Below are 20,282 nucleotides of genomic sequence, written 5' to 3'. Positions count from 1 at the left end.
CGCTCCGGCCAGTAGGGTCTGCTCCGTGCGTGTGCAGGCAGTCGTCGTGACCTTCAACCGGTTGGCGATGCTGCAGCGCCTCGTGCCGCGGCTGCTCGCCACCCCGGGCCTCGAGCGGATCCTGGTGGTCGACAACGCCTCGACGGACGGCACGGGGGAGTGGCTCGCCGGTCTCGACGAGGACCTGGTGCGGCACGAGACGCTCGCGACCAACACCGGTGGCGCGGGCGGCTTCCACCACGGACTCGGCTGGGCCGTGCGCGAGGGCGCCGACCTGGTCTGGCTGATGGACGACGACGGCCTGCCGGCGCCGGACTGCCTCGAGCTCCTGCTGGAGCGGCAGGAGCGCGACGGCCTGGAGTTCTGCGGGCCGGCCGTGCTGGCCGAGCAGGACCCGTCGCGGCTGTGCTTCCCGATCCGGCTGCCCGGCGGCACCCGCGTCGTGCACGAGATGGCCGCGGTCGAGGCCGCCGCCCGCGACGGGCTGATCGACGACGTCGTGATCCCGTTCAACGGCGTGCTGGTGACCCGCGACCTCGTGGAGCGGATCGGGCTGCCGCGCGAGGAGTTCTTCATCTGGGGCGACGACGTCGAGTACCTCTGGCGCGCGGAGCGGGCCGGCGCCCGGATCGCGACCGTCGTCGACGCCCACTTCCTGCACCCGGCCACCGACGACCTCGGGACGCCGATGATGTTCGGGCGGACGACGTACAACCACACGCCCAGCGACCTCAAGCACTACTGCATGGCGCGCAACAACACCCTCAACCTGCGGGCCTACCGAGGCTGGGTGCACGTGCTGCTCTTCTGGCTGAAGACGGTGTGGTTCTACCTGTTCACGAAGCCGCAGCCGGCGCGGATCCCGCTGAGCGCCCGAGCGGCGGCGGCAGGGCTGCGGGGCGACTTCAGCGGTCACCGGAGGTACCTGCGATGAGTGCCGCGCAGGTCGCGGTCGTCGTCGTCACGTTCAACCGCGCCGACCTCCTCGAGCGGATGCTCGCGGGCCTCGGCGGCCTGGACCGGGCGCCCGACGCGGTGTTCGTCGTCAACAACGCCAGCACCGACCACACCCGCGAGGTGCTCGAGCGCAGCACCCTGCCCGGGCTGGTGGCGATCCACACGACGGAGAACCTCGGCGGTGCCGGTGGCTTCCACCTCGGGTTGAAGACCGCCTACGACAAGGGCTTCGACGTGATGTGGCTGATGGACGACGACGTCGTCCCGGCCCCCGACTGCCTCACCCGGCTGCTCGAGGCCGACGGCTCCTGCCTGATCGCAGTCCGCGAGGACCTCACCGGCGCGCTCGTGGAGAAGTCCGCCGTCCGCTTCGACCTGCGCAACCCGCTCGCGATCCGGCCGAAGACGGCGAGCATCGACTCGACCTGGGCCACCCGCGCCGACATGCCCGCGACCGTCGAGGTCGAGAACGTCGCCTTCGAGGGCTTCCTCGTCCGCCGCGAGGTCGTCGAGCGGATCGGGCTGCCCGACCCGTCGTACTTCATCTTCTACGACGACGTGGACTTCGCGATCCGCGCCCGGCGCGCCGGCTTCCCGATCCGCGCGGTGCGCGACGCCGTGCTCGTCCGCCAGCTCTCCTTCGACCAGCAGCACGACCTGGCCGGCTGGAAGGGCTACTACATGTACCGCAACCTCTTCGTCGTGCACTTCCGGTACGGCGAGAACGTGCTGGTCCGGCTCAAGCCGTGGCTGGTCGCGCTCGTGGTGGTGCTGCTCAGTCCGCTGCGGGGTGGTCGGGCAGAGGCGCGGAACGTGACGCGAGCGCTTCGGGATGCCCGGCGGATGCGGGCCCTCCCACCGGCGTCGCCACGTTGATCCGCTCGGGCACGAGCCGGGCCCGCCAGCCGATCCGGTTGCCCGTCGCGATGCCGGCGATCCACACCGCGAAGGCGCCCAGCGCGGCGCCGGCGATCACGTCGACGAAGAAGTGCCAGCCGAGGTAGACCGTGGCCAGCACGGTCAGCGCCAGGAAGGTCCAGGACGCGATCCGGACCCAGCGGTGCAGACCCACGAGGTGCACGACCAGGCAGATGGTCACCATGATCCCGACGTGCAGGGACGCGAACGCCGCGATGGTCTGCAGGCCCGCCGTCGCCGGGTCGGCCATCGTGGCCACCCGGTCCGACCACATGCTCTCCTGCAGGCGGCTGACGTAGGTCTCCGGCAGCGCGGCGAAGGTGCCGGGGTCGGAGTAGATGGGGCCGACGGTCGGCAGGACGACGTACAGGACCGCGCCGAGCGCCCAGTCCACGGCGACCGCCGTGACGAACCACTCGCCGGCCCGGGTGTGCCGGGTCCACACGAGCGCGATCGCGATCGTGACCGGGACCAGCGCGATCCAGACGATGTAGACGGCGGAGAAGAAGTGCGCGGCCACCCCGGTGCCGAACCACGCGTGGAGCGTCGCGGCCGGGTCGTGCCCGGCGAAGAGGAACCGGTCGACGTCGGCCAGCGGCTCGTCGTAGATCTTCTCATGGACGAACGGGGCCATGCTCTTGACGTTGCGGAAGGCGGCGTAGCAGAGGTACCACGCGGCCACGCCGTTGAGCGCGAACCTCCAGTGCGTCAGCGGCCAGCGCTCGCGCATCACCCGCCGGCCGGCACTGCCGAACCGGCGCAGCCAGCCGCCGCCGGGGCGGCCGGCGGCCGCGATCATCCGTGGTACGACGTCGATCGCGATCGCGCCCAGGACGATGGCCGGGAAGCGGATGTAGCCGGGGATCAGGCTGTCGGGGTCCTGCACCGGGATGTCCTCGAGCAGGGAGAACACGACGGTCAGCGTGGCGAGACCGAGGCCCGCCACCCACGCCAGCGCGAACGAGGGAGCCCCCCGACGTCCCGTCTGGTGGTCATTCACCAGAACAGGATATTCGTCACGTCCCCGTTCGGGGGACGCGCGTCAGATGTGTCCGGCGGGGAACTCGTCCGTAAACTCACCCTCCGTGACCCTCACCTCGTCGAACCCGGACCTCCCCGACCTGCCCGATCTGCCCGATCTGGTCGTCGTCGGTTCCGGCTTCTTCGGCCTGACCATCGCCGAGCGCTGCGCCAACGACCTCGGGCTCCGGGTGCTCGTCATCGAGCGCCGCTCCCACCTCGGTGGCAACGCCTACAGCGAGCCCGAGCCGGAGACGGGGATCGAGGTGCACAAGTACGGCGCGCACCTCTTCCACACCAGCAACGAGCGGGTCTGGGAGTACGTCAACCGGTTCACCGCCTTCACCGGCTACCAGCACCGCGTCTACTCGACCCACAACCAGCAGGTCTACCCGCTGCCGATCAACCTCGGCACGATCAACCAGTTCTTCGACGCGGCGTACACGCCGGCCGAGGCGCGGGCGCTGATCAAGGAGCAGGCCAGCGAGCTGGGGGACAAGGAGCCGGAGAACTTCGTCGAGAAGGGCATCTCCCTCATCGGGCGCCCGCTCTACGAGGCGTTCATCGCGCACTACACCGCCAAGCAGTGGCAGACCTCGCCGGAGGAGCTGTCGGCCGACATCATCAGCCGGCTCCCGGTGCGCTACAACTACGACAACCGCTACTTCAACGACAAGTACGAGGGCCTGCCCGTCGACGGGTACGCCGCCTGGCTGGCCAGGATGGCCGACCACCCGAACATCCAGGTGGTCCTCGACACCGACTTCCTCGCCGACGGCGTCGCCGAGCGCTACAAGGGCAAGGTCCCGATCGTCTACACCGGCCCGGTCGACGAGTACTTCCACAACAGCGAGGGCCGCCTGTCGTGGCGCACCGTCGACCTGGTGCCCGAGGTGCTCGACGTCGACGACTTCCAGGGCTGCTCGGTGATGAACTACCCCGACCCGGACGTCGACTTCACCCGGATCCACGAGTTCAAGCACTTCCACCCCGAGCGCAGCTACCCCGAGGGCAAGACCGTCATCGTGCGGGAGTACAGCCGCTTCGCGGAGGAGACCGACGAGCCGTACTACCCGGTCAACACGGCCGAGGACCGCGAGAAGCTGCTGAAGTACCGCGACCTCGCCGAGCGCGAGCCGATGGTGCTCTTCGGCGGCCGCCTCGGCACCTACAAGTACCTCGACATGCACATGGCCATCGCCTCGGCGCTGTCGATGTACGACAACACGCTGCGGCCCCACTTCGCCGACGGCGCGGAGCTCAAGAGCGGCGGGGTGGACGCATGAGCGAGCCCACCGGCGGCACCGTGACCCGCCTGCTGCAGCGCCAGATCCTCCCGCTCGACCGCGACGCCGAGGTCTTCCCGCTCTACGTCGACCTCGCCGAGCCCGACCTCGACGAGGACAAGTACGTCGTCGGCGGCAGCCGTGCGGCCAAGGACCTCAACAACACCAAGATCCGGCAGGCCACCGTCGGCGGCGAGAAGCTGCGCCCCGAGCAGGTCCTGGACCGGACCCGGCTGCGGGTCGACGCCGGCCAGACGGTGAGCCTGGCGTCGTACTTCAACGCCTTCCCGGCCAGCTACTGGCGGCGCTGGACGATCGTCGACCAGGTCCGGCTCACCGTGACCGTCGAGGGTGCCGGCGCGACGGTCGTCGTCAACAAGTCCCTCGCCAACGGCAACAGCCAGCGCGTCGAGTCCGCCGAGTCGACCGGGAGCGGCACCGAGGCCTTCGTCTTCGACCTCAGCCTCAAGCCCTTCATCGACGGCGGCTGGTACTGGTACGACGTGCTCGCCGGCGAGCAGCCGGTCGTGGTCTCCGCCGAGTGGACCGCCGAGGTCCCCGCGGACCGCGCCGCCCACGGCTCGGTCGACGTGGCGATCACCACCATGAACCGCCCGGAGTTCTGCTCCGAGCTGCTCCTGCAGTTCGCCGACGAGGACCTGGCGCCCTACCTCGACACCGTCTTCGTGATGGAGCAGGGCACCCAGCTGGTCGAGGACGCCGAGCTGTTCCCCGACGTCGAGAAGGCGCTGGGCGACAAGCTGCGGATCGTCAAGCAGGGCAACCTCGGCGGCTCCGGCGGCTACGCCCGCGGCCAGCTCGAGTCGCTGCGCAAGGGCACCGCGACGTACGCGCTGATGATGGACGACGACGTCGTCTGCGAGCCCGAGGGCATCATCCGGCAGGTCACCTTCGGCGACCTGGCCCGCCGTCCCACGATCGTGGGCGGCCACATGTTCAGCCTCTACGCCCGCTCGCGCCTCCACAGCTTCGGCGAGATCGTCCACCCGTGGCGCTTCTGGTGGAAGACGCCCGAGGACGGCTACATGCAGTGGGACTTCGGCACCCGCAACATCCGCTCCGCGCGGTGGCTGCACAAGCGCGTCGACGTCGACTTCAACGGCTGGTTCTCCTGCCTGATCCCGCGCCAGGTCATCGACGAGATCGGACTGTCGCTCCCGCTGTTCATCAAGTGGGACGACGCCGAGTACGGCCTGCGCGCCCGCGCCCACGGCTTCCCGACCGTCACCTTCCCGGGTGCCGCGGTGTGGCACGTCCCGTGGACGGACAAGAACGACGCGCTCGACTGGCAGTCGTACTTCCACCTGCGCAACCGCCTCGTCGCCGCCCTGCTGCACTCGACCTTCCCGCGCGGCGGCCGGGTGATCCGCGAGGTCTTCAACAACCAGCTCGCCCACCTGGTCGCGATGCAGTACTCCACCGCCGAGCTGCGGCTCCAGGCGATGGAGGACGTGCTGCGCGGCCCGCAGGCGCTGCACGAGATGCTCCCGACCCGGCTCGCGGAGGTGAACGCGACCCGCAAGGAGTTCAGCGACGCCCAGCTCGTGGCCGACGTGGACACGCTCCCCCCGCCGCGGATGGAGAAGCCGCTCAAGAAGGACCTCACCGAGGTCCCGACCCGCAAGTCGCAGCTGATCAGCGCCGGTCTCGCGCCGCTGCGGCAGCTCCGGGCCCCGCGGGCGCTGTCGCGGACCAACCCGGAGGCGGCGATCCCCGCGGTCGACGCCAAGTGGTACCGCCTCGCCGGCTTCGACTCCGCCATCGTCTCGATGAACGACGGGACGTCGGCCGCGCTCTACCGCCGCGACCCGGAGACCTACCGCGCACTGCTCAAGCGGACGATCGACCTGCACGCCCGCTTCGCCAAGCAGTGGCCCGAGCTCGCGCGCCAGTACCGCGACGCCCTCGACGAGATCACCTCGCCGGAGGCGTGGGAGAGGACCTTCGCCCCCTGGACCGAAGGCGGTGCCGATGAGTGAGGCCGTCACGACGGCGGCCGAGGAGGTCCCGCTCCGTCCGCCCGCGCCCGAGAGCGGCCTGTTCGCCGTCTTCAAGCAGCGCTACGTCCTCAAGCTGCTGGTGCGCCGGGAGATCAGTGCGCGCTACCAGGGCTCGTTCCTGGGGCTGCTCTGGTCCTACATCAACCCGCTGACCCAGTTCTTCATCTACTGGTTCGTCATCGGGGTGCTGTTCCAGCTCCACAAGGACGTCCCGAACTTCCCGATCCACCTGTTCGCCGGGCTGATCCTCGTCCACTTCTTCAACGAGACCTTCAACGCCGGGACGCGCTCGATCATGCGCAACAAGGCGCTGGTGGTGAAGATGGCCGTGCCCCGGGAGATGTTCCCGGTCGCCACGATGCTCGTCTCGCTCTACCACGTCGGCCCGCAGGTCGTCGTCCTGCTCGTTGCCTGCCTCTTCAGCGGCTGGTCGCCCGACCTCGTCGGGGTGGCCTGCCTCGTGCTCGCGCTGCTCATCATCGCGGCGATCGGCCTGTCCGGCGCGCTGCTCTTCAGCGCCGCCAACGTCTTCTTCCGCGACTTCGGCAATATCGTCAACGTGCTGACGAACTTCGTCCGCTTCGGCGTGCCGATGATGTACCCCTACGCGATCGTCCACGACCGGTTCGGGCGCTTCGCCGAGTACTACCTGCTCAACCCGCTGGCCGACGCCGTCGTGCTCTTCCAGCGCGCGTTCTGGTACCCGACCCTGACCGATGCCGACCACGCGAGGCTCAAGGCGGAGGGCACCCAGATCATGCCCGACCACCTGATCACCCACGGTGTGCTCGCGCTCCTGGCGTGCCTGGTCATCCTCGCCTTCTCCCAGTGGGTCTTCACCCGCCTCGAGAACAAGATCCCGGAGCGTCTCTGACATGGCCGTCTCGATCGTCGCGGAGAACATCACCAAGGAGTTCACGCTGCGCTACCACCGGACCTTCAAGGAGGTCACGGTCGCCAAGGCGCGCGGGGTCAAGACCAGCGACAAGTTCAACGCCATCGAGGACGTCTCCTTCAAGATCGAGGAGGGGGAGTCGATCGGCCTGATGGGCCTCAACGGCTCCGGCAAGTCCACGCTGCTCAAGCTGATCAACGGCGTCATGCGCCCCGACGAGGGCACCCTGCTGACCCGCGGCCGGATCGCCGGCCTGATCGCCACCGGCGCCGGCTTCCACCCGCAGCTGAGCGGCTCGGAGAACCTCGTCCTCAACGCCGCGATCCTCGGCATGAGCGAGAAGGAGCTCAAGCGCAAGTACGACGACATCGTCGCCTTCGCCGACCTGGGCCGCACCCTCGAGGCGCCCGTCGGGCACTACTCGTCCGGCCAGCGCGCCCGCCTCGGCTTCGCGGTCGCCATCCACGTCGACTCCGACATCTTCCTCGCCGACGAGGTCCTCGCCGTCGGTGACAAGCCCTTCCGCAGCAAGTGCATGAAGAAGATGCTCGAGATCCGCGACTCCGGCCGCACCCTCGTCTACGTCAGCCACTCGCCGGCGTCCGTCGAGCGCATGTGCAGCCGCGTCCTCGTCCTCGAGAAGGGCAAGCTCGGCTTCGACGGCGACCCCAAGGCCGCCATCCACTACCTCGAGTACGACACGCCCGACACCGACAACGAGGTCGAGCTGACGGACGACGAGATGGGCAACGACATCTGAGTTGATCGCGCGAGCGCGTCGCCGGTCGATGCGCACCGCACGGACGCTCGCTCCGCTCGGTCCGCGGGCGCGCATCGACGCGCCTGCGGCGCGGGGCGCCGCGCTGCCGCGCCGCGGTTGCCTCCGGCGGATGGTGACGTCCGCCTGGCGGCAAGCCGGCTCTGCATGGTCCGGTGCTCCGCGATCTCGCCGACCCGTCGAGTGGGCACAACGGCATGCCGCAGGGTGATTTCTCTGCAGTTCGTGCCCCATCGGTGCACTCGCGAACGGCGGATACCGTGCGCGGCCGCCTGAGGCCGACCACGAGCAACGGTCCGCACCCCTCAAGGAGCGCCCCGAAGCGCCGATTCGACAATCTGGCTGCTCTCGGCGTGTCGAGTGGAAATTACATCCTTGTAGTTACTCACGAGACCTTCACAGACTCGTGTGACGCGTGTGAAAGTTGCTACTCGTGTGACAACTTCCCCGCACACACGTCTGGAGCAGAACCATGTCGAGCTACATCCCGGAGACCCCTGACAAGGGCCATCGGCTGAGGTTCGTGACCCTCAGCCAGCAGCTGCTCGCGCTGGCCGTCGTGGTCGCCGTGCTGACGCCTGCGGCCCGCACCGTGACGATGGACGTCCGGCCGGCGCAGCCCGTCGACGTCGTACCGTCCGAGGTCGCGCTGCAGTCCGCGCCGGTCGAGGTGCCGACGAAGGCGGTCGAGTCCGAGGTCGACCAGTACGCGCTGACGACGCCGAAGGGGAAGTCGGCGTCGGCGAAGGTCCGCGCGTCGCTGCGGGTCGCGAAGCAGGCGAGCGTCAAGGGCGAGCAGGTCATCGACAGCGACGTGGTGCCGGTCGACGGGTACGGCACGGTCGGGGTCACCTGGGCGCCGGGCACGCGGCTCGACGACGACGCGATCGACATCCAGGTGCGCACCCGCACGGGGAACACGTGGTCGGGCTGGACGGCCGCTGAGTACCACGACGAGCACGGACCGGACCCGCGTACCGAGGAGGGCAAGCACGCCCGCCCCGGCACCGACGCGCTGCTGGTGGGCGACGTCGACGCCGTCCAGGTGAAGGTCACGACCGAGGATGCCGCGCCGGCCGACATGAAGCTCGCCGTGATCGACCCGGGCAAGGCCTCCACCACCGCCAAGGAGCAGCCGGCGATCGACACGGCGAAGCTCGCGACCGACGGCTCCACCGACGTGCCGCCGGCCGAGGAGCCCGACCCGACCGACGGCACCGGGACCGGCGGTGACGACCTGTCCCTGCAGGCCGGCGCCTTCACGCCGAAGCCGAAGATCTACTCCCGGGCCCAGTGGGGCGCCGACGAGCGCATCCGCGACAAGCCCTCGCTCAGCTACTACGAGGTCCACGCGGGCTTCGTCCACCACACGGTGAACGCCAACAACTACACCTCCGCCGAGGTGCCCGGCATCATCCGCGGGATCTACAGCTACCACGTGCGCACCCGCGGCTGGAGCGACATCGGCTACAACTTCCTGGTCGACAAGTTCGGCCGGATCTGGGAGGGCCGGTACGGCGGCGTCGACCGTCCCGTCGTCGGTGCCCACACGCAGGGCTACAACCAGTACTCCTTCGCGATGTCCGCGATCGGCAACTACGACACCGCCCAGCCCAGCAGCGCCATGGTCACGGCGTACGCCCAGCTCTTCGCGTGGAAGCTGTCGCTGCACGGCGTGCGCGCCGCGAGCACCTCGCAGCGGGTCGGCAGCTCGACCTTCCAGGCCATCAACGGCCACCGCGACGCCGGGTCCACCGCCTGCCCGGGCCGCTACCTCTACGCCCAGATCCCGACGATCCGGAAGAAGGCCGCCGCGCTGCAGGCCAGCTGGACCGGGCGCAACCTCGAGTCGAACATGGTGGGCGTCCAGCAGCCCGACATCGTGGCGAGGCGTGCCTCCGACGGACGCGGCTTCGTGCTCCCGATCCGGGCGAGCGGCTCCGGCTACGCGTTCAGCAGCGCCATCGACACCGGCCAGAGCTTCAAGGGCCTGAAGAAGATCTGGAAGGCGGGGGACTGGAACCGCGACGGCTACGTCGACGTCCTCGGCATCCGCTCCAGCGACAACATGCTGGTCATCTACCGGGGCCTGGGCGGCGGCAAGCTGGCCGCGCCGAAGACCCTGATGTCCAACGCCGGACGGATCGGCCTGCTGGCACCGGTCGGCGACATGACGGGCGACGGGTGGCCGGACCTGATGGGCCAGCCGGTCAACGGGGTCATGCGGATCTACCCCGGCCAGGGTATGAACGGGTTCAAGTCGAGCTACCCGGCGTACGCCGCTGTCGCCGGCGGGGTCCAGATCGGCGTCGGCCGCTGGAACGCCGCCGACGGCGCGCCCGACAGCCTGGTGCGCCAGGGCGGCAAGCTCACCATGTACTACGGCAACGGCCCGGGCGGCTGGACATCGAGCAAGACGCTCGTGCAGACCGCCACCGGCTACGACTGGTTCCTCGGGGTGTCCAGCGTCGACGGCGACGGGCACACCGACATCCTCGCCCGCAACGCGACCAGCGACAACGTGTACTGGATCCGCGGCACCGCTGCCGGGCTTCGCGAGCCGGCGCTCATCGGCAAGAAGGCGGGGTACGACCTGGCGGGCTAGATCTTGTCCTGGTCGCTCTGGGCAGGGAAGCGAGCGGTTGCGCGCTCGGCGGTGTACGCCGCCTCGAGCGCCGGCTGCTCGGCCCGGGCGACCAGGACGAGCGAACCGCCCTGGGTGAGCGGTTCGCAGAAGGTGACGGGCTCCGTGACGGGGTTCGCCACCGAGAGGAGGCGGCCGCCGCCGACCATCGTGCCGGCGGCTGCCTCCCTCCACAGCTCGGCCTGGTGGACGTCCGGCGCGATCGCCACGTCGTCACCGGTCGGCGGGTCCCACGGCGTGAAGGCGTCCGGCTGGGACCAGATCTCGACGCCGACGTCGTGCACCCTGGCGGGGAGCGGCTCCTTGAACCGGACACCGAGCGGCAGCAGCGCGCAGGCCAGCACCTCCGTGCCCGGCGCCTGCGCGGCCCACGCCGCGACGCTGTCGGGTCCGCAGACCACGGCGGCGAGGTCCGTCGTACCGGGCTCGGGCGCGGGGACGACGACCAGCCCAGCGCTCCAGGCGGCGCCCAGGAAGACGGTGCCGAGCCAGTGCGGCGGCAGGTCGATGCCGAGCCGGTCGCCGCGCTCCAGGCCCAGCTCGTCGACGAGCAGCGAGCCCGCCTTCGCGACCCAGTTGGCCCAGGTGGTCACCGACAGCTCGACCCGCTCGCCGGTCGCGTTGTCGTAGAACGTGACCAGCGGCTGGCCCGGGTCGTTGCGGAGCCGGGTCGCGAGGACGTCGGCGAAGGTGGTCGGCGTTCCGGGGCTCACGTCCCGAGGATAGGAGACCGCAGATATGGTGCCGCGCATGGTCGCTGACGAGATCCCCGGCTTCTGGGCCGTGGTCCCCGCGGGGGGTGCCGGCACGCGGCTCTGGCCGCTGTCCCGCTCCGGCTCGCCGAAGTTCCTCCACGACCTCACCGGCTCCGGCCGGACCCTGCTCGAGCAGACCCACGACCGGCTCTCGCCGATCGTCGGTGACCGGGTCCTCGTCGTCACCGGCGCCGCCCACCGCGACGCCGTACGACGCCAGCTGCACCAGCTGCCCGACGACGGCGTGCTGGCCGAGCCGTCGGCGCGCGACTCGATGGCGGCCATCGGCCTCGCGGCCGCGGTCCTCGAGCGCCGTGGCGCGGAGGTGATGGGCTCCTTCGCCGCCGACCACGTGATCGCCGACGACGCGGGCTTCCACGCCGCCGTGGCGGACGCGGTCGCGGCCGCTCGCGACGGCTGGCTGGTGACGATCGGCATCGAGCCCACCTTCGCCTCCTCCGCGTTCGGGTACGTCCACCAGGGCGACGCGCTCGACGGCCACCCGTCGGTGCGCCGGGTCGTCGAGTTCGTGGAGAAGCCGTCGGTGTCGGTCGCCGAGGAGTACCTCGCGACCGGTCGCTACCGCTGGAACGCCGGCATGTTCGTCGTCCGGCCGTCCGTCCTGCTGGACCTCCTCGGCGAGCAAGACCCGGAGTTCGCCGCGAACCTGCGCGCGATCGCCGCCGAGCCCGAGCGCCTCACGGAGCTGTGGGAGAAGCTGCCGCGGATCGCGATCGACCACGCCATCGCCGAGCCCGCGGCGGCCGCCGGCCGGGTGGCGACGGTGCCCGGCTCGTTCGGCTGGGACGACATCGGCGACTTCGACTCACTGGCCACCCTGCTCGGCGAGCAGGAGGAGTGCACCGTCCTCGGTGACGAGTCGCTCGTACAGCTGCGCGGCGCCTCCGGCATCGTGGTGCCGGGCTCCGGCCGCGTGGTGGCCGTCATCGGCCTCGACGACGTCGTCGTCGTCGACACCCCGGACGCCCTGCTCGTCACCACCCGGGCCCGGGCCCAGGAGGTCAAGGCCGTCGTGGCGGCGTTGAAGGACCAGGGTCGCGCCGACCTCACCTGAGGGCTGTTGCGGGGTTGGTGTCGGGCGGCCGCGCGCGTAGTCGACCGGCCCCCGGCGTCAAGGAGCTCGCTTCGCTCGCCCGCTGCGCGGCGCCTGCGTGCCCACTCGAGGGGGTCGGCAAGTCGCGGGACGACGCCGGCCCGGAGCCGGAGGGAGCGAGGAACGAGCGACCGGAGGCGCAGGGAGGCGTCGTTGCGCGCGCCGACCGTCTTGCCGCCAGGCGGACGCAACCATCCGCCGGAGGCAACTGCGGGCCGGCAGCGTGTCGCGAGGAACGAGCGACACGCTCGGCCCATTCGACTCAGTAGACGAAGGGCTCCGGGGCGTCGGTGAAGGGGTACTTCTCCATGAACGCCTTCAGCGCGGCACCGCTCGCCTCGGAGCAGTACTGCCACACGCCGTAGGACTTGCTGGCGGCGGCGTCGTTGCGCCAGTGGGTGAAGGCGATGTGCTGGCCCTTCGGGAAGCCCTTGCCGGTCTCCTTGGTGTCCGCCGCGGTCCACGGGGCGGCCTTGAACTTCAGCCGCTGGTTGGTGTCGTTGGCGTCGAGGGTCGCGGCCATGGCCTTGATCGCGGCGATCTCGCCGGAGTCGTCGGCGGCGGTGTCGTCGTACCAGAGGATCGTGTAGCCGTGCTCGAGGTTGTGCACCAGCGACTCGAGCTCGGGGCGGGTGCCCTCGGTGTAGTAGCGGTCCGTGATCGGGGCCGGCGCGAGGCCCGCCTCGTTCCAGTGCGAGCCGAAGGCCGGCGGGGCGTCCTTGTAGGTGACCTGCTGGGAGCTGGGGACGTGGTCGCCGCTGCCCGTGGCCTCCTTCTCGGTGATCTTCCCGCACACGTCGGCCTTGGCGCCGATGTCGGCGAGGTCCTTGCCGGAGTAGCGCGCCTTCTCGATCGCCGTCTTGATCGGGCTGTACGCCGCGGCGCCCACGATCAGGAGCGCGACGAGCACGCACACGCCGACGATGGCCCGGCCCTGACGCTTCTCGGCGCTCTTCTGCTTGCGCCGGATCTCGTCGATGACTTGACGGCGGTCCGACTTCTCGGACTTGCTGGACTTGGCCACGGTGCGGGGTACCTCGTCTTGGTGGGTGCGCGGAACGTGGGGAGTCTACGGACTGACTGGCTGCAACCGCAGGTCGGTGCCCGACTCCGTGGCCGCCCAGCCGTGGGCGAAGGCCACGATGTCGACCGCGGCACGGCGCTCGGCGGCACAGATGACGTCGCCCGCGGGGCCCGGCCGGGCGGCGATCCCGGCGCGCGACAGGGCCGCCACGAGCTCCTCGGCGCCGACCGGGGCGCCGAAGGGTGCCCGGTCGCCCGGCTGCCCGCCGACGGCGCGCAGCACGGCCTCGCGGGCGCCGTACCCGAACAGGTCGGCGCCCTCCGGGCGGATCAGCGTCGCGGCGCCCGGGCCGTCGTCGCCGGCCGGCAGGACCAGGTCGGCCCGGCCGCGGACGACGGCGAAGGGACGGGAGCCGAGCTTGCCCTGCGCCAGCTCGACGGCCGCGGCGATCTCGTCGGCGACGGCGGGCGCGGTCACGGCCAGCTCGTTGCCGTGGGCGTCGACCCGGCCGGCGAAGGACTCGAGGACGGTCAGCCCGGCCGCGCCGATGGCGATGTCGGTCTGGCCCTCGCGCCACGCCCGTCCGGCGGTGTCGGTGACGACCACGCCCACGTTGGCGCCGCTGCGCTGGGCGACGGCGCGGCGCAGGGCGCGTGCCGAGGCGTCCGGGTCCTCCGGCAGGAGTACGACGGACCCGCTCGCCACGTTGGACGCGTCGATCCCGGCCGCGGCCATCGTCAGCCCGAGCCGGTTGCGCACGATGCGGGTGGCGCCCCGTACGGCGACCAGCCGCACGGTCTCGCGCTCGAGCCACTCCTCGCGCTCGCCGGTGACGACCCGGCCCTCGGCCTTGCTCACGACCTTGCTGGTCACGACGAGGACGTCGCCGTCGGCGACCTGCTCGGGCGCGAGGGCGTCGAGGAGGACGGCGGCGAGGTCGTCGCCCGCCGTGATCTCCGGGACGCCGTCGGGCGCCAGGACGGAGAGCGAGCCGGCCATCAGCGCACCAGTGCCACGGCGGCCGCCGCCATCGCGGCGGTCGCGTCGTGGTCGGTCATCATCAGCGGCACGGCGGCCGTGGCGATGCCGGCCGCCTCGAGCCGGGCGACCTGGTCGGCGTCGCGCTCGTCGATGAGCCAGCCGTCCAGGACTCCGCCACCTGTGCGGGCACCGTAGTTGAGGCCGACGCCGGCGGCGCTCACCTCGACGCCGATCGAGGTCAGCATCTGCTCGGCCATCCCGCGCACGTGCGAGGAGCCGACGATGGGGGAGAGGCCGACCACGCGCGCGGTCGTGCCGCGGATCGCCTCGCGGAGGCCGGGCACGCCGAGGATCGTGCCGACGGACACCACCGGGTTCGACGGCGGCAGCACGACGAGGTCGGCGCCGGTGATCGCGTCGAGCACGCCGGGGGCGGGGGTCGCCTGGTCGAGGCCGACGAACACCAGCGTCTCGGCGGGCACCGCGGCGCGCAGCCGGACCCAGTACTCCTGGAAGTGCACCACGCGGGTGCCGCTCGGCGACTCCGGGTCGGCGACGGCGACGTGGGTCTCCGCGCGGTCGTCGGTCATCGGGAGCAGGGTCAGCCGGTCGCCGTACCGGGGGGTGAGCCAGCGGCGGCACAGCGCCTCGGTCACCTGGGAGAGCGGGTAGCCCGCGTCCAGCATCTGCGTGCGGACCAGGTGGGTGGCGATGTCGCGGTCGCCCAGTCCGAACCACGTCGGCTCGACGCCGTACGCCGCCAGCTCCTCCTTGGCGCTCCACGTCTCGGCCCGGCGTCCCCAGCCCCGCTCGAGGTCGATGCCGTCACCGAGGGTGTACATCACGGTGTCGAGGTCGGGGCAGACCTTGAGTCCGTGGACCCACCAGTCGTCGCAGGTGTTGGCGATGACGGTGACCCGCGCGTCGGGGGAGACCCCGGGCAGCAGGTCGCCCTCGATGCCGTGCAGCAGGCCCTGCAGGAACCTCGCCCCGCCCATGCCGCCCGACAGCACGGTGATGTTCCTGATCACATCGGTCGTCGTCAGATCCGGTGTCGCGTTGCTCGAGTCCACGGGGGAGAACTCTGCCTGAAGGCAGGGACGATCGTCCTGCTGGGCTGCGTATAGCAGATTCGGCCTTGACTCTTCGGGTATGACACATATGTAATTCCACGTGTGTCGTTCGGGCACGGGGTCGAGTTGTAAGGGGCGAAATCGTGAGAGAACTCTTCCTGGTCGAGGCAGAGACAGAAGAGCTGGGGTGGCAGGAGCGCGCGCTGTGCGCTCAGACCGACCCCGAGGCGTTCTTCCCCGAGAAGGGGGGATCGACGCGTGAGGCGAAGAAGGTGTGCCAGACCTGCGAGGTGCGCCTGGAGTGCCTCGAGGCGGCGCTGGGCAACGACGAGCGCTTCGGCATCTGGGGCGGCCTCTCGGAGCGGGAGCGTCGCAAGCTGAAGAAGAGGGCCGTCTGACGGCCCGCTGACGCCGGTCAGGCCCGACGCTGACGGTTCGCCCCCTTCGGACCGTCCCACGTAGGGTCTGACCTCGTGTCGCAACAAGTCCGGGTCGCCGTCCTCCTGGTGAGCCACGACGGTGCCTCGTGGCTCCCGGCCGTCCTCGACGGCCTCCGCGCGCAGACCGCCCCCCTCGACTCGGTCGTCGCGATCGACACCGGCAGCAAGGACGACAGCCCCGAGATCGTCCGCCAGGCACTGGAGGACCACGTCCCGCTGGCGGTGCGCCGGATGCCGGCCAGCGCCGGGTTCCCGGACGCGGTCGCCGACGGCCTGCAGGCACTCGCCGCGGCCGGCCGGGACCCCGAGTGGGTCTGGATCCTCCACGACGACGCGAAGCCGGCGCCGACGGCGCTGCAGGAGCTGCTCGCGGTCGCCGCGCAGCGCCCGGAGGCCGACATCCTCGGGCCCAAGCTGCGCGAGTGGCCCTCGCTGCGGCGCCTGCTCGAGCTCGGCGTGACCATCAGCGGCACCGGCCGGCGCGAGACCGGGCTGGAGCGCGGCGAGTACGACCAGGGCCAGCACGACGAGGTCCGCGAGGTGTTCGCGGTCAACACCGCCGGCATGCTGGTCCGTCGTACGGTCCTCGAGGAGCTCGGCGGCTTCGACGCCGCGCTGCCGATCTTCGGCAACGACCTGGACCTCGGCTGGCGCGCCGCGGCCGCGGGTCGGACCACGGTGATCGTGCCGAAGGCCGTGGTCTTCCACGCGGAGGCCGCCCACCGGGGCGTACGACGCACGCCGCTGACCGGCCGCCACACCCACTTCCAGGAGCGCCGGGCCGCCCTGTTCACGCTGTTGGTCAACGCCCGCGGCGCGACGCTGCCCTTCCAGGTGGTCCGGCTGGCGCTGGGCACCCTGCTGCGGATGGTCGGGCTGCTGTGCGTGCGCGCGGTCGGTGAGGCGCTCGACGAGCTCGCCGCCCTGTTCTCCGTGCTGCGCCACCCGGGCCGGGTCCTGGCCGCGCGCCGGACCCGCAGGGAGGCGGTCGCCGCCCTGCGCGGCGACGCCGGACCCGACCGGGAGCGGGTCCGCCGGCTCCTGGCGCCCTGGTGGCTGCCCTACCGCCACGGGCTCGACTTCCTCGGCGACCTCGTTGCCGCCGCCACCAACCAGGCCGCGGACGTCGCCGAGCGGCGTCGCGCCGCGGCCGCCGAGCGCGATGCCGCCGTCGCGCCGCCGCCGGCGCGCCACCGCGACGAGGAGGACGACTACGCCGACACCGGCTGGGTCGTCCGGTTCTTCACCAGCCCCACCGCGATGGCCACGGCCCTCGTCGTCCTGGCGCTGCTCATCGGCGTTCGCGACATCGTCGGTGGCTTCAGCGGGGGTGCGCTGTCGCCCACCCCGGGCAGTGCCGGCGACTGGTGGCGGCTGCACGTCGAGGGGTGGCACCCGATCGGCTTCGGCTCCGACGTGCCCGCGCCGGCGTACGTGCTCCCGCTCGCCCTCCTCGCCTGGCCGGTCGGCCCCTCCACGCTGATCAGCCTGGTGATGGCCCTCGCGGCGCCGGTCGCGCTGTGGGGTGCCTGGCGCTTCCTGCGGGTGGTGGGCCGCTTCGTGACGCCGTACGGCGCGCCGCGCTGGCTGCTCCTGTGGGGGTCGGTCATGTGGGCGCTCGTGCCGCTCGCGTCCGGTGCCTGGGGTGGCGGGCGCTGGGGCGTGGTCGTCGCGTCCGCGATCCTGCCGTGGCTCGCGCACGCCGCCCTCGGCTTCGCCGACCCCGATGCCGCGCACCGCTGGCGGGCCGGCTGGCGCACCGGCCTCGCGCTCGCCCTGCTGACCGCGGTCGCGCCGTCGTCCTGGCTGGTCCTCGCGGTGCTGATCGGCGTGCTGGTCGGCTTCGCGTTCCGGCTCGCGCCGGGGGAGGTCCGGGAGCGGTCCGTGTGGGGGCCGCCGGTGGCCGCGCTCGCCGTCCCGCTCCTCGTGCTGGTGCCGTGGTGGCTGCCGGCCGTCCTCGAGGGCGCCGCCGGCACGCTCGTGCTCGACATCGGCCGCTGGCCGAGCGCCGCGACGTCCGGCTGGGACCTGCTGGCGGGCCGGGTCGGCGACCTCGGCGCCCCCGCGGCCGTCGGACTCGTCCTCCCCGTCCTCGCCCTGCTGTCGCTCATCCCAGCGGCCACCCGGATCCCGGTCGTGGCCTGCTGGGTGGTCGCCGCCGTGACCGCCGCCGTCGGGGTCCCGCTCGCGGTGACCTCGGTCGGCCTCGCCGGGGGAGACGGCCAGCAGCCGGGCCTCGGCATCGTGCTGCTCGTCCTGCAGGGCGCGTGGCTCACCGCCGCCCTGCTCGGTGGCCTCTCGCTGCACCACCTCGGCGACCAGAGGAGGCCGGTCCAGGCCGGCCTCGCGCTCGCCGGCCTCGCCGGGCTGGTGGCCCCGCTGGTCGGGCTGGTCTGGTTCGCGGTGTGGGGCGGCGAGGACCTGACCGACGACCCGCCGTCCGACGTGCCCGTCTACATGGCACAGCGCGCCGAGCAGGCCGACCAGGACGGCATCCTCGTGCTGCGCGGCAGCATCGCTGACGGGCTCTCCTACGAGGTCCACCGCGGCGACGGCATGACCCTCGGCGAGGACGAGATCGCCGCGCTGACCCCCGAGGACGCCGAGGTCACCGCGGTCATCCGGAGCCTGGTCACCGCGCCCGATCCCGACGCGGTGCAGGAGCTGTCGCGTCGCGGGATCCTGTACGTCGTCCAGGCGGCCCCGGCCGACGGATCCGTGGCCTCCAGCCTCGACGCCACCTCCGGTCTGGTCCAGGCCAGCTCGAGCCGCGGCACCCGCGCCTGGCAGGTCGACCCCGCACCCGGACCGCTGCCCGAGCACCACGACTGGGTCCGCGCGCTGCTCCTGCTCGTGCAGGGGATCGCGATCCCGGTCCTCGTCGTGCTGGCCCTCCCGCCCCTGCGAAGGAGCCGTGATGACTGAGCCCGGATCCACCGAGAAGGCCGGCGCCGGCCGCCGCGCGTCGGTCTCCCGCGGCCGCCGCATCGACCTCCTGGTCGCCCTCGCGATCGCCGCCCCCGCCGTCGTCGCGCTGAGCGTCGGCGTCATCGGCGGCGAGGACAACCCGCTGTCCGGCCCACAGCCGCCCACGACCTCCGCCCTGACGTCCGCCACGATGGTCTGCCCGGGCGGACTGACCGGCGACGACGGTGCCGTCCGCGTGACCCGGACCCCCGACGTGCCGGGTGGTGAACTCGCGGTCGCCACGGCGCCCGCCGCGCGCGGCGCCTCCGGCAGCAGCGCCACCAAGGCCGGCAAGCCGGTCACGGTCGAGCAGGGCAGCACCGTCGAGGTGCCGTCGAGCACCGGTCCCACCGTCCTCGACGGCCGTGGCGCCGCGGCCCCGGGCATCGCGGCCGGACGGGACGGCGAGCTCGCGGTGCCCGAGTGCCGCGGACCGTCGTACGACGAGTGGCTGGTGGGCGTCGGGGCGTCGGCCCGCTACGCCACCACGATCGAGCTGGTGAACCCCGACGACGGCGACGCGGTCGTCGACCTCGCCCTCCACGACGCCACGGGTCCCGTCGAGGAGCCCGCGCTGCGCGGCATCGAGGTGCCGCCGCACGGCGTGAAGCGCATCGACCTCGCCACGGCCGCCCCGCGCGCCGAGGCGACCGCCGCCCACCTGACCGTCGTCCGGGGCCGGGTCACCGCGACCGCGCGCAACACCTGGGACCCGCTCGGCCGTGGCGTGGTGAGCACCGACTTCCTCCCCGCGGACACGAGCCCCTCCAGCAGCAGCCTGATCCTCGGCGTCCCGAAGAAGCCCGCGCAGCCGACCCTCCAGCTCGCCAACCCGGGGGACGACGAGGTGCGCGTCGCCGTCCGGTTCGTGACCGAGCAGGCCGCCTTCACGCCCACCGGCGCCCCGGAGATCTCGGTCCCGCCCCAGGCGATGGAGACGGTCGACCTCACCAAGCTGTTCAAGGGCGCGACCGCGGACGGCGTCGTCGGCATCGAGCTCGAGGCGTCCGGGCCGGTGGCGTCGTCCTTCATGGCGCTGTCCGGTGACGACCTCGTGCTGCTGGCGCCGACGCCCTCGCTCGACGAGCCGGCCGCGGCCGTCGTCCCCTCGGGCCGGAAGAGCGTCGTGCTCGGCGGCGCCGAGCGCACGGCAGTGGTCGACGTCGTGTCCTACGACGCCGCCGGCAAGGAGATCCGCGCGGACAAGGTGGAGATCGGCACCGACCGCGGCGCCACGCTCAGCCTGCCGGACGACGCCGCGTCGATCTCGGTCGTCTCCCGCAACACCCGGATCCAGGCGGTCGTCCTGGCGGCCACCGGCGGCAGGCGGCCGGGACTGGCGACCCTGCGGGTGCGGCCGGCGGAGCTGCGGGCCGAGATCCCGGTCGTCGAGCCCGACTGACCGGCTG

The 20,282-nt window shown here is 72.0% G+C and carries 16 protein-coding genes; 11 read left to right on the top strand and 5 right to left on the bottom strand.

The features are described from left to right. Window positions 1–25: 25 nt before the first annotated feature. Together BJ993_RS03445 and BJ993_RS03440 are read left to right on the top strand one after the other, a co-directional pair. Entirely contained in the window at window positions 26–934 is a 909-nt protein-coding gene (locus tag BJ993_RS03445) for a glycosyltransferase family 2 protein (protein ID WP_308645461.1), read from the top strand. After that, window positions 931–1,833: a glycosyltransferase family 2 protein gene (locus tag BJ993_RS03440; RefSeq protein WP_179647738.1), complete on the top strand. Its 903-nt coding sequence runs from the start codon at window positions 931–933 to the stop codon at window positions 1,831–1,833. The genes BJ993_RS03445 and BJ993_RS03440 overlap by 4 nt, the downstream gene beginning before the upstream one ends. Here the strand turns inward: BJ993_RS03440 and BJ993_RS03435 are convergent. Continuing rightward, entirely contained in the window at window positions 1,733–2,875 is a 1,143-nt protein-coding gene (locus tag BJ993_RS03435) for a phosphatase PAP2 family protein (RefSeq protein WP_179647736.1), read from the bottom strand. The two genes, BJ993_RS03440 and BJ993_RS03435, sit on opposite strands and share 101 nt — an antisense overlap. Before the next feature lie 85 nt (window positions 2,876–2,960). On the opposite strand from BJ993_RS03435, the gene glf reads away from it, so the two are divergent. The 5 genes from glf to BJ993_RS03410 all read left to right on the top strand — a co-directional run bounded on the left by glf (window position 2,961) and on the right by BJ993_RS03410 (window position 10,480). Continuing rightward, the gene (gene glf, locus BJ993_RS03430; protein WP_242530300.1) at window positions 2,961–4,181 is read left to right on the top strand and encodes a UDP-galactopyranose mutase; all 1,221 of its coding nucleotides are present in this window, start codon (window positions 2,961–2,963) and stop codon (window positions 4,179–4,181) included. Further along, window positions 4,178–6,181, top strand: coding sequence for a glycosyltransferase (locus tag BJ993_RS03425; protein ID WP_179647734.1), 2,004 nt, complete (start codon window positions 4,178–4,180; stop codon window positions 6,179–6,181). The genes glf and BJ993_RS03425 overlap by 4 nt, the downstream gene beginning before the upstream one ends. After that, window positions 6,174–7,076, top strand: a complete 903-nt coding sequence (locus tag BJ993_RS03420) for an ABC transporter permease (protein ID WP_179647733.1) — start codon at window positions 6,174–6,176, stop codon at window positions 7,074–7,076. Before BJ993_RS03425 ends, BJ993_RS03420 begins: the two co-directional genes overlap by 8 nt. 1 nt (window position 7,077) lies before the next feature. Continuing rightward, window positions 7,078–7,857: an ABC transporter ATP-binding protein gene (locus tag BJ993_RS03415; RefSeq protein WP_036541299.1), complete on the top strand. Its 780-nt coding sequence runs from the start codon at window positions 7,078–7,080 to the stop codon at window positions 7,855–7,857. A 490-nt stretch (window positions 7,858–8,347) separates the two neighbouring features. Further along, complete coding sequence (locus tag BJ993_RS03410; RefSeq protein WP_179647732.1) at window positions 8,348–10,480, top strand: FG-GAP-like repeat-containing protein; 2,133 nt, start codon at window positions 8,348–8,350, stop codon at window positions 10,478–10,480. Here BJ993_RS03410 and BJ993_RS03405 read toward each other — a convergent pair. Then, window positions 10,477–11,232, bottom strand: coding sequence for a TIGR03089 family protein (locus tag BJ993_RS03405; protein ID WP_308645460.1), 756 nt, complete (start codon window positions 11,230–11,232; stop codon window positions 10,477–10,479). The two genes, BJ993_RS03410 and BJ993_RS03405, sit on opposite strands and share 4 nt — an antisense overlap. Window positions 11,233–11,269: 37 nt before the next feature. Between BJ993_RS03405 and BJ993_RS03400 the strand changes: the two genes are divergently transcribed. After that, window positions 11,270–12,349, top strand: a complete 1,080-nt coding sequence (locus BJ993_RS03400) for a mannose-1-phosphate guanylyltransferase (protein WP_036541558.1) — start codon at window positions 11,270–11,272, stop codon at window positions 12,347–12,349. Window positions 12,350–12,650: 301 nt separating this feature from the next. Here BJ993_RS03400 and BJ993_RS03395 read toward each other — a convergent pair whose 3' ends face one another. Genes BJ993_RS03395 through cofD form a run of 3 tightly spaced genes read right to left on the bottom strand, consistent with a single transcriptional unit; the run spans window position 12,651 to window position 15,466 of the window. Continuing rightward, window positions 12,651–13,412, bottom strand: a complete 762-nt coding sequence (locus BJ993_RS03395; protein ID WP_036541304.1) for a DUF3105 domain-containing protein — start codon at window positions 13,410–13,412, stop codon at window positions 12,651–12,653. 45 nt (window positions 13,413–13,457) lie between these two features. After that, a complete protein-coding gene (locus BJ993_RS03390) occupies window positions 13,458–14,411 on the bottom strand; it encodes a coenzyme F420-0:L-glutamate ligase (RefSeq protein WP_179647729.1) in 954 nt (317 codons plus the stop codon). After that, window positions 14,411–15,466, bottom strand: a complete 1,056-nt coding sequence (cofD, locus tag BJ993_RS03385) for a 2-phospho-L-lactate transferase (protein WP_308645459.1) — start codon at window positions 15,464–15,466, stop codon at window positions 14,411–14,413. The genes BJ993_RS03390 and cofD overlap by 1 nt, the downstream gene beginning before the upstream one ends. 143 nt (window positions 15,467–15,609) lie before the next feature. Between cofD and BJ993_RS03380 the strand changes: the two genes are divergently transcribed. The 3 genes from BJ993_RS03380 to BJ993_RS03370 all read left to right on the top strand — a co-directional run bounded on the left by BJ993_RS03380 (window position 15,610) and on the right by BJ993_RS03370 (window position 20,275). Continuing rightward, window positions 15,610–15,864 (top strand): WhiB family transcriptional regulator, encoded by a 255-nt coding sequence (locus tag BJ993_RS03380; protein ID WP_028656576.1) that lies wholly within the window; start codon window positions 15,610–15,612, stop codon window positions 15,862–15,864. Window positions 15,865–15,939: 75 nt separating this feature from the next. Continuing rightward, the gene (locus BJ993_RS03375; RefSeq protein WP_179647728.1) at window positions 15,940–18,831 is read left to right on the top strand and encodes a glycosyltransferase family 2 protein; all 2,892 of its coding nucleotides are present in this window, start codon (window positions 15,940–15,942) and stop codon (window positions 18,829–18,831) included. Then, window positions 18,824–20,275 (top strand): DUF5719 family protein, encoded by a 1,452-nt coding sequence (locus tag BJ993_RS03370; RefSeq protein ID WP_179647727.1) that lies wholly within the window; start codon window positions 18,824–18,826, stop codon window positions 20,273–20,275. The genes BJ993_RS03375 and BJ993_RS03370 overlap by 8 nt, the downstream gene beginning before the upstream one ends. The last annotated feature ends 7 nt before the right edge of the window (window positions 20,276–20,282 follow it).

It is taken from the genome of Nocardioides aromaticivorans, assembly GCF_013408525.1.
GTDB lineage: Bacteria > Actinomycetota > Actinomycetes > Propionibacteriales > Nocardioidaceae > Nocardioides > Nocardioides aromaticivorans.
Note: the sequence above shows the minus strand (reverse complement) of the source record. Positions and strands in the feature narration are given on the sequence as shown.

Excerpts from the sequence above, each read along its gene's own strand:
- BJ993_RS03440 (WP_179647738.1), top strand. The coding sequence starts at position 931 with ATGAGTGCCGCGCAGGTCGCGGTCGTCGTCGTCACGTTCAACCGCGCC.
- BJ993_RS03425 (WP_179647734.1), top strand. The coding sequence starts at position 4,178 with ATGAGCGAGCCCACCGGCGGCACCGTGACCCGCCTGCTGCAGCGCCAG.
- BJ993_RS03420 (WP_179647733.1), top strand. The coding sequence starts at position 6,174 with ATGAGTGAGGCCGTCACGACGGCGGCCGAGGAGGTCCCGCTCCGTCCG.
- BJ993_RS03415 (WP_036541299.1), top strand. The coding sequence starts at position 7,078 with ATGGCCGTCTCGATCGTCGCGGAGAACATCACCAAGGAGTTCACGCTG.
- BJ993_RS03410 (WP_179647732.1), top strand. The coding sequence starts at position 8,348 with ATGTCGAGCTACATCCCGGAGACCCCTGACAAGGGCCATCGGCTGAGG.
- BJ993_RS03400 (WP_036541558.1), top strand. The coding sequence starts at position 11,270 with ATGGTCGCTGACGAGATCCCCGGCTTCTGGGCCGTGGTCCCCGCGGGG.
- BJ993_RS03390 (WP_179647729.1), bottom strand. The coding sequence starts at position 14,411 with ATGGCCGGCTCGCTCTCCGTCCTGGCGCCCGACGGCGTCCCGGAGATC.
- BJ993_RS03370 (WP_179647727.1), top strand. The coding sequence starts at position 18,824 with ATGACTGAGCCCGGATCCACCGAGAAGGCCGGCGCCGGCCGCCGCGCG.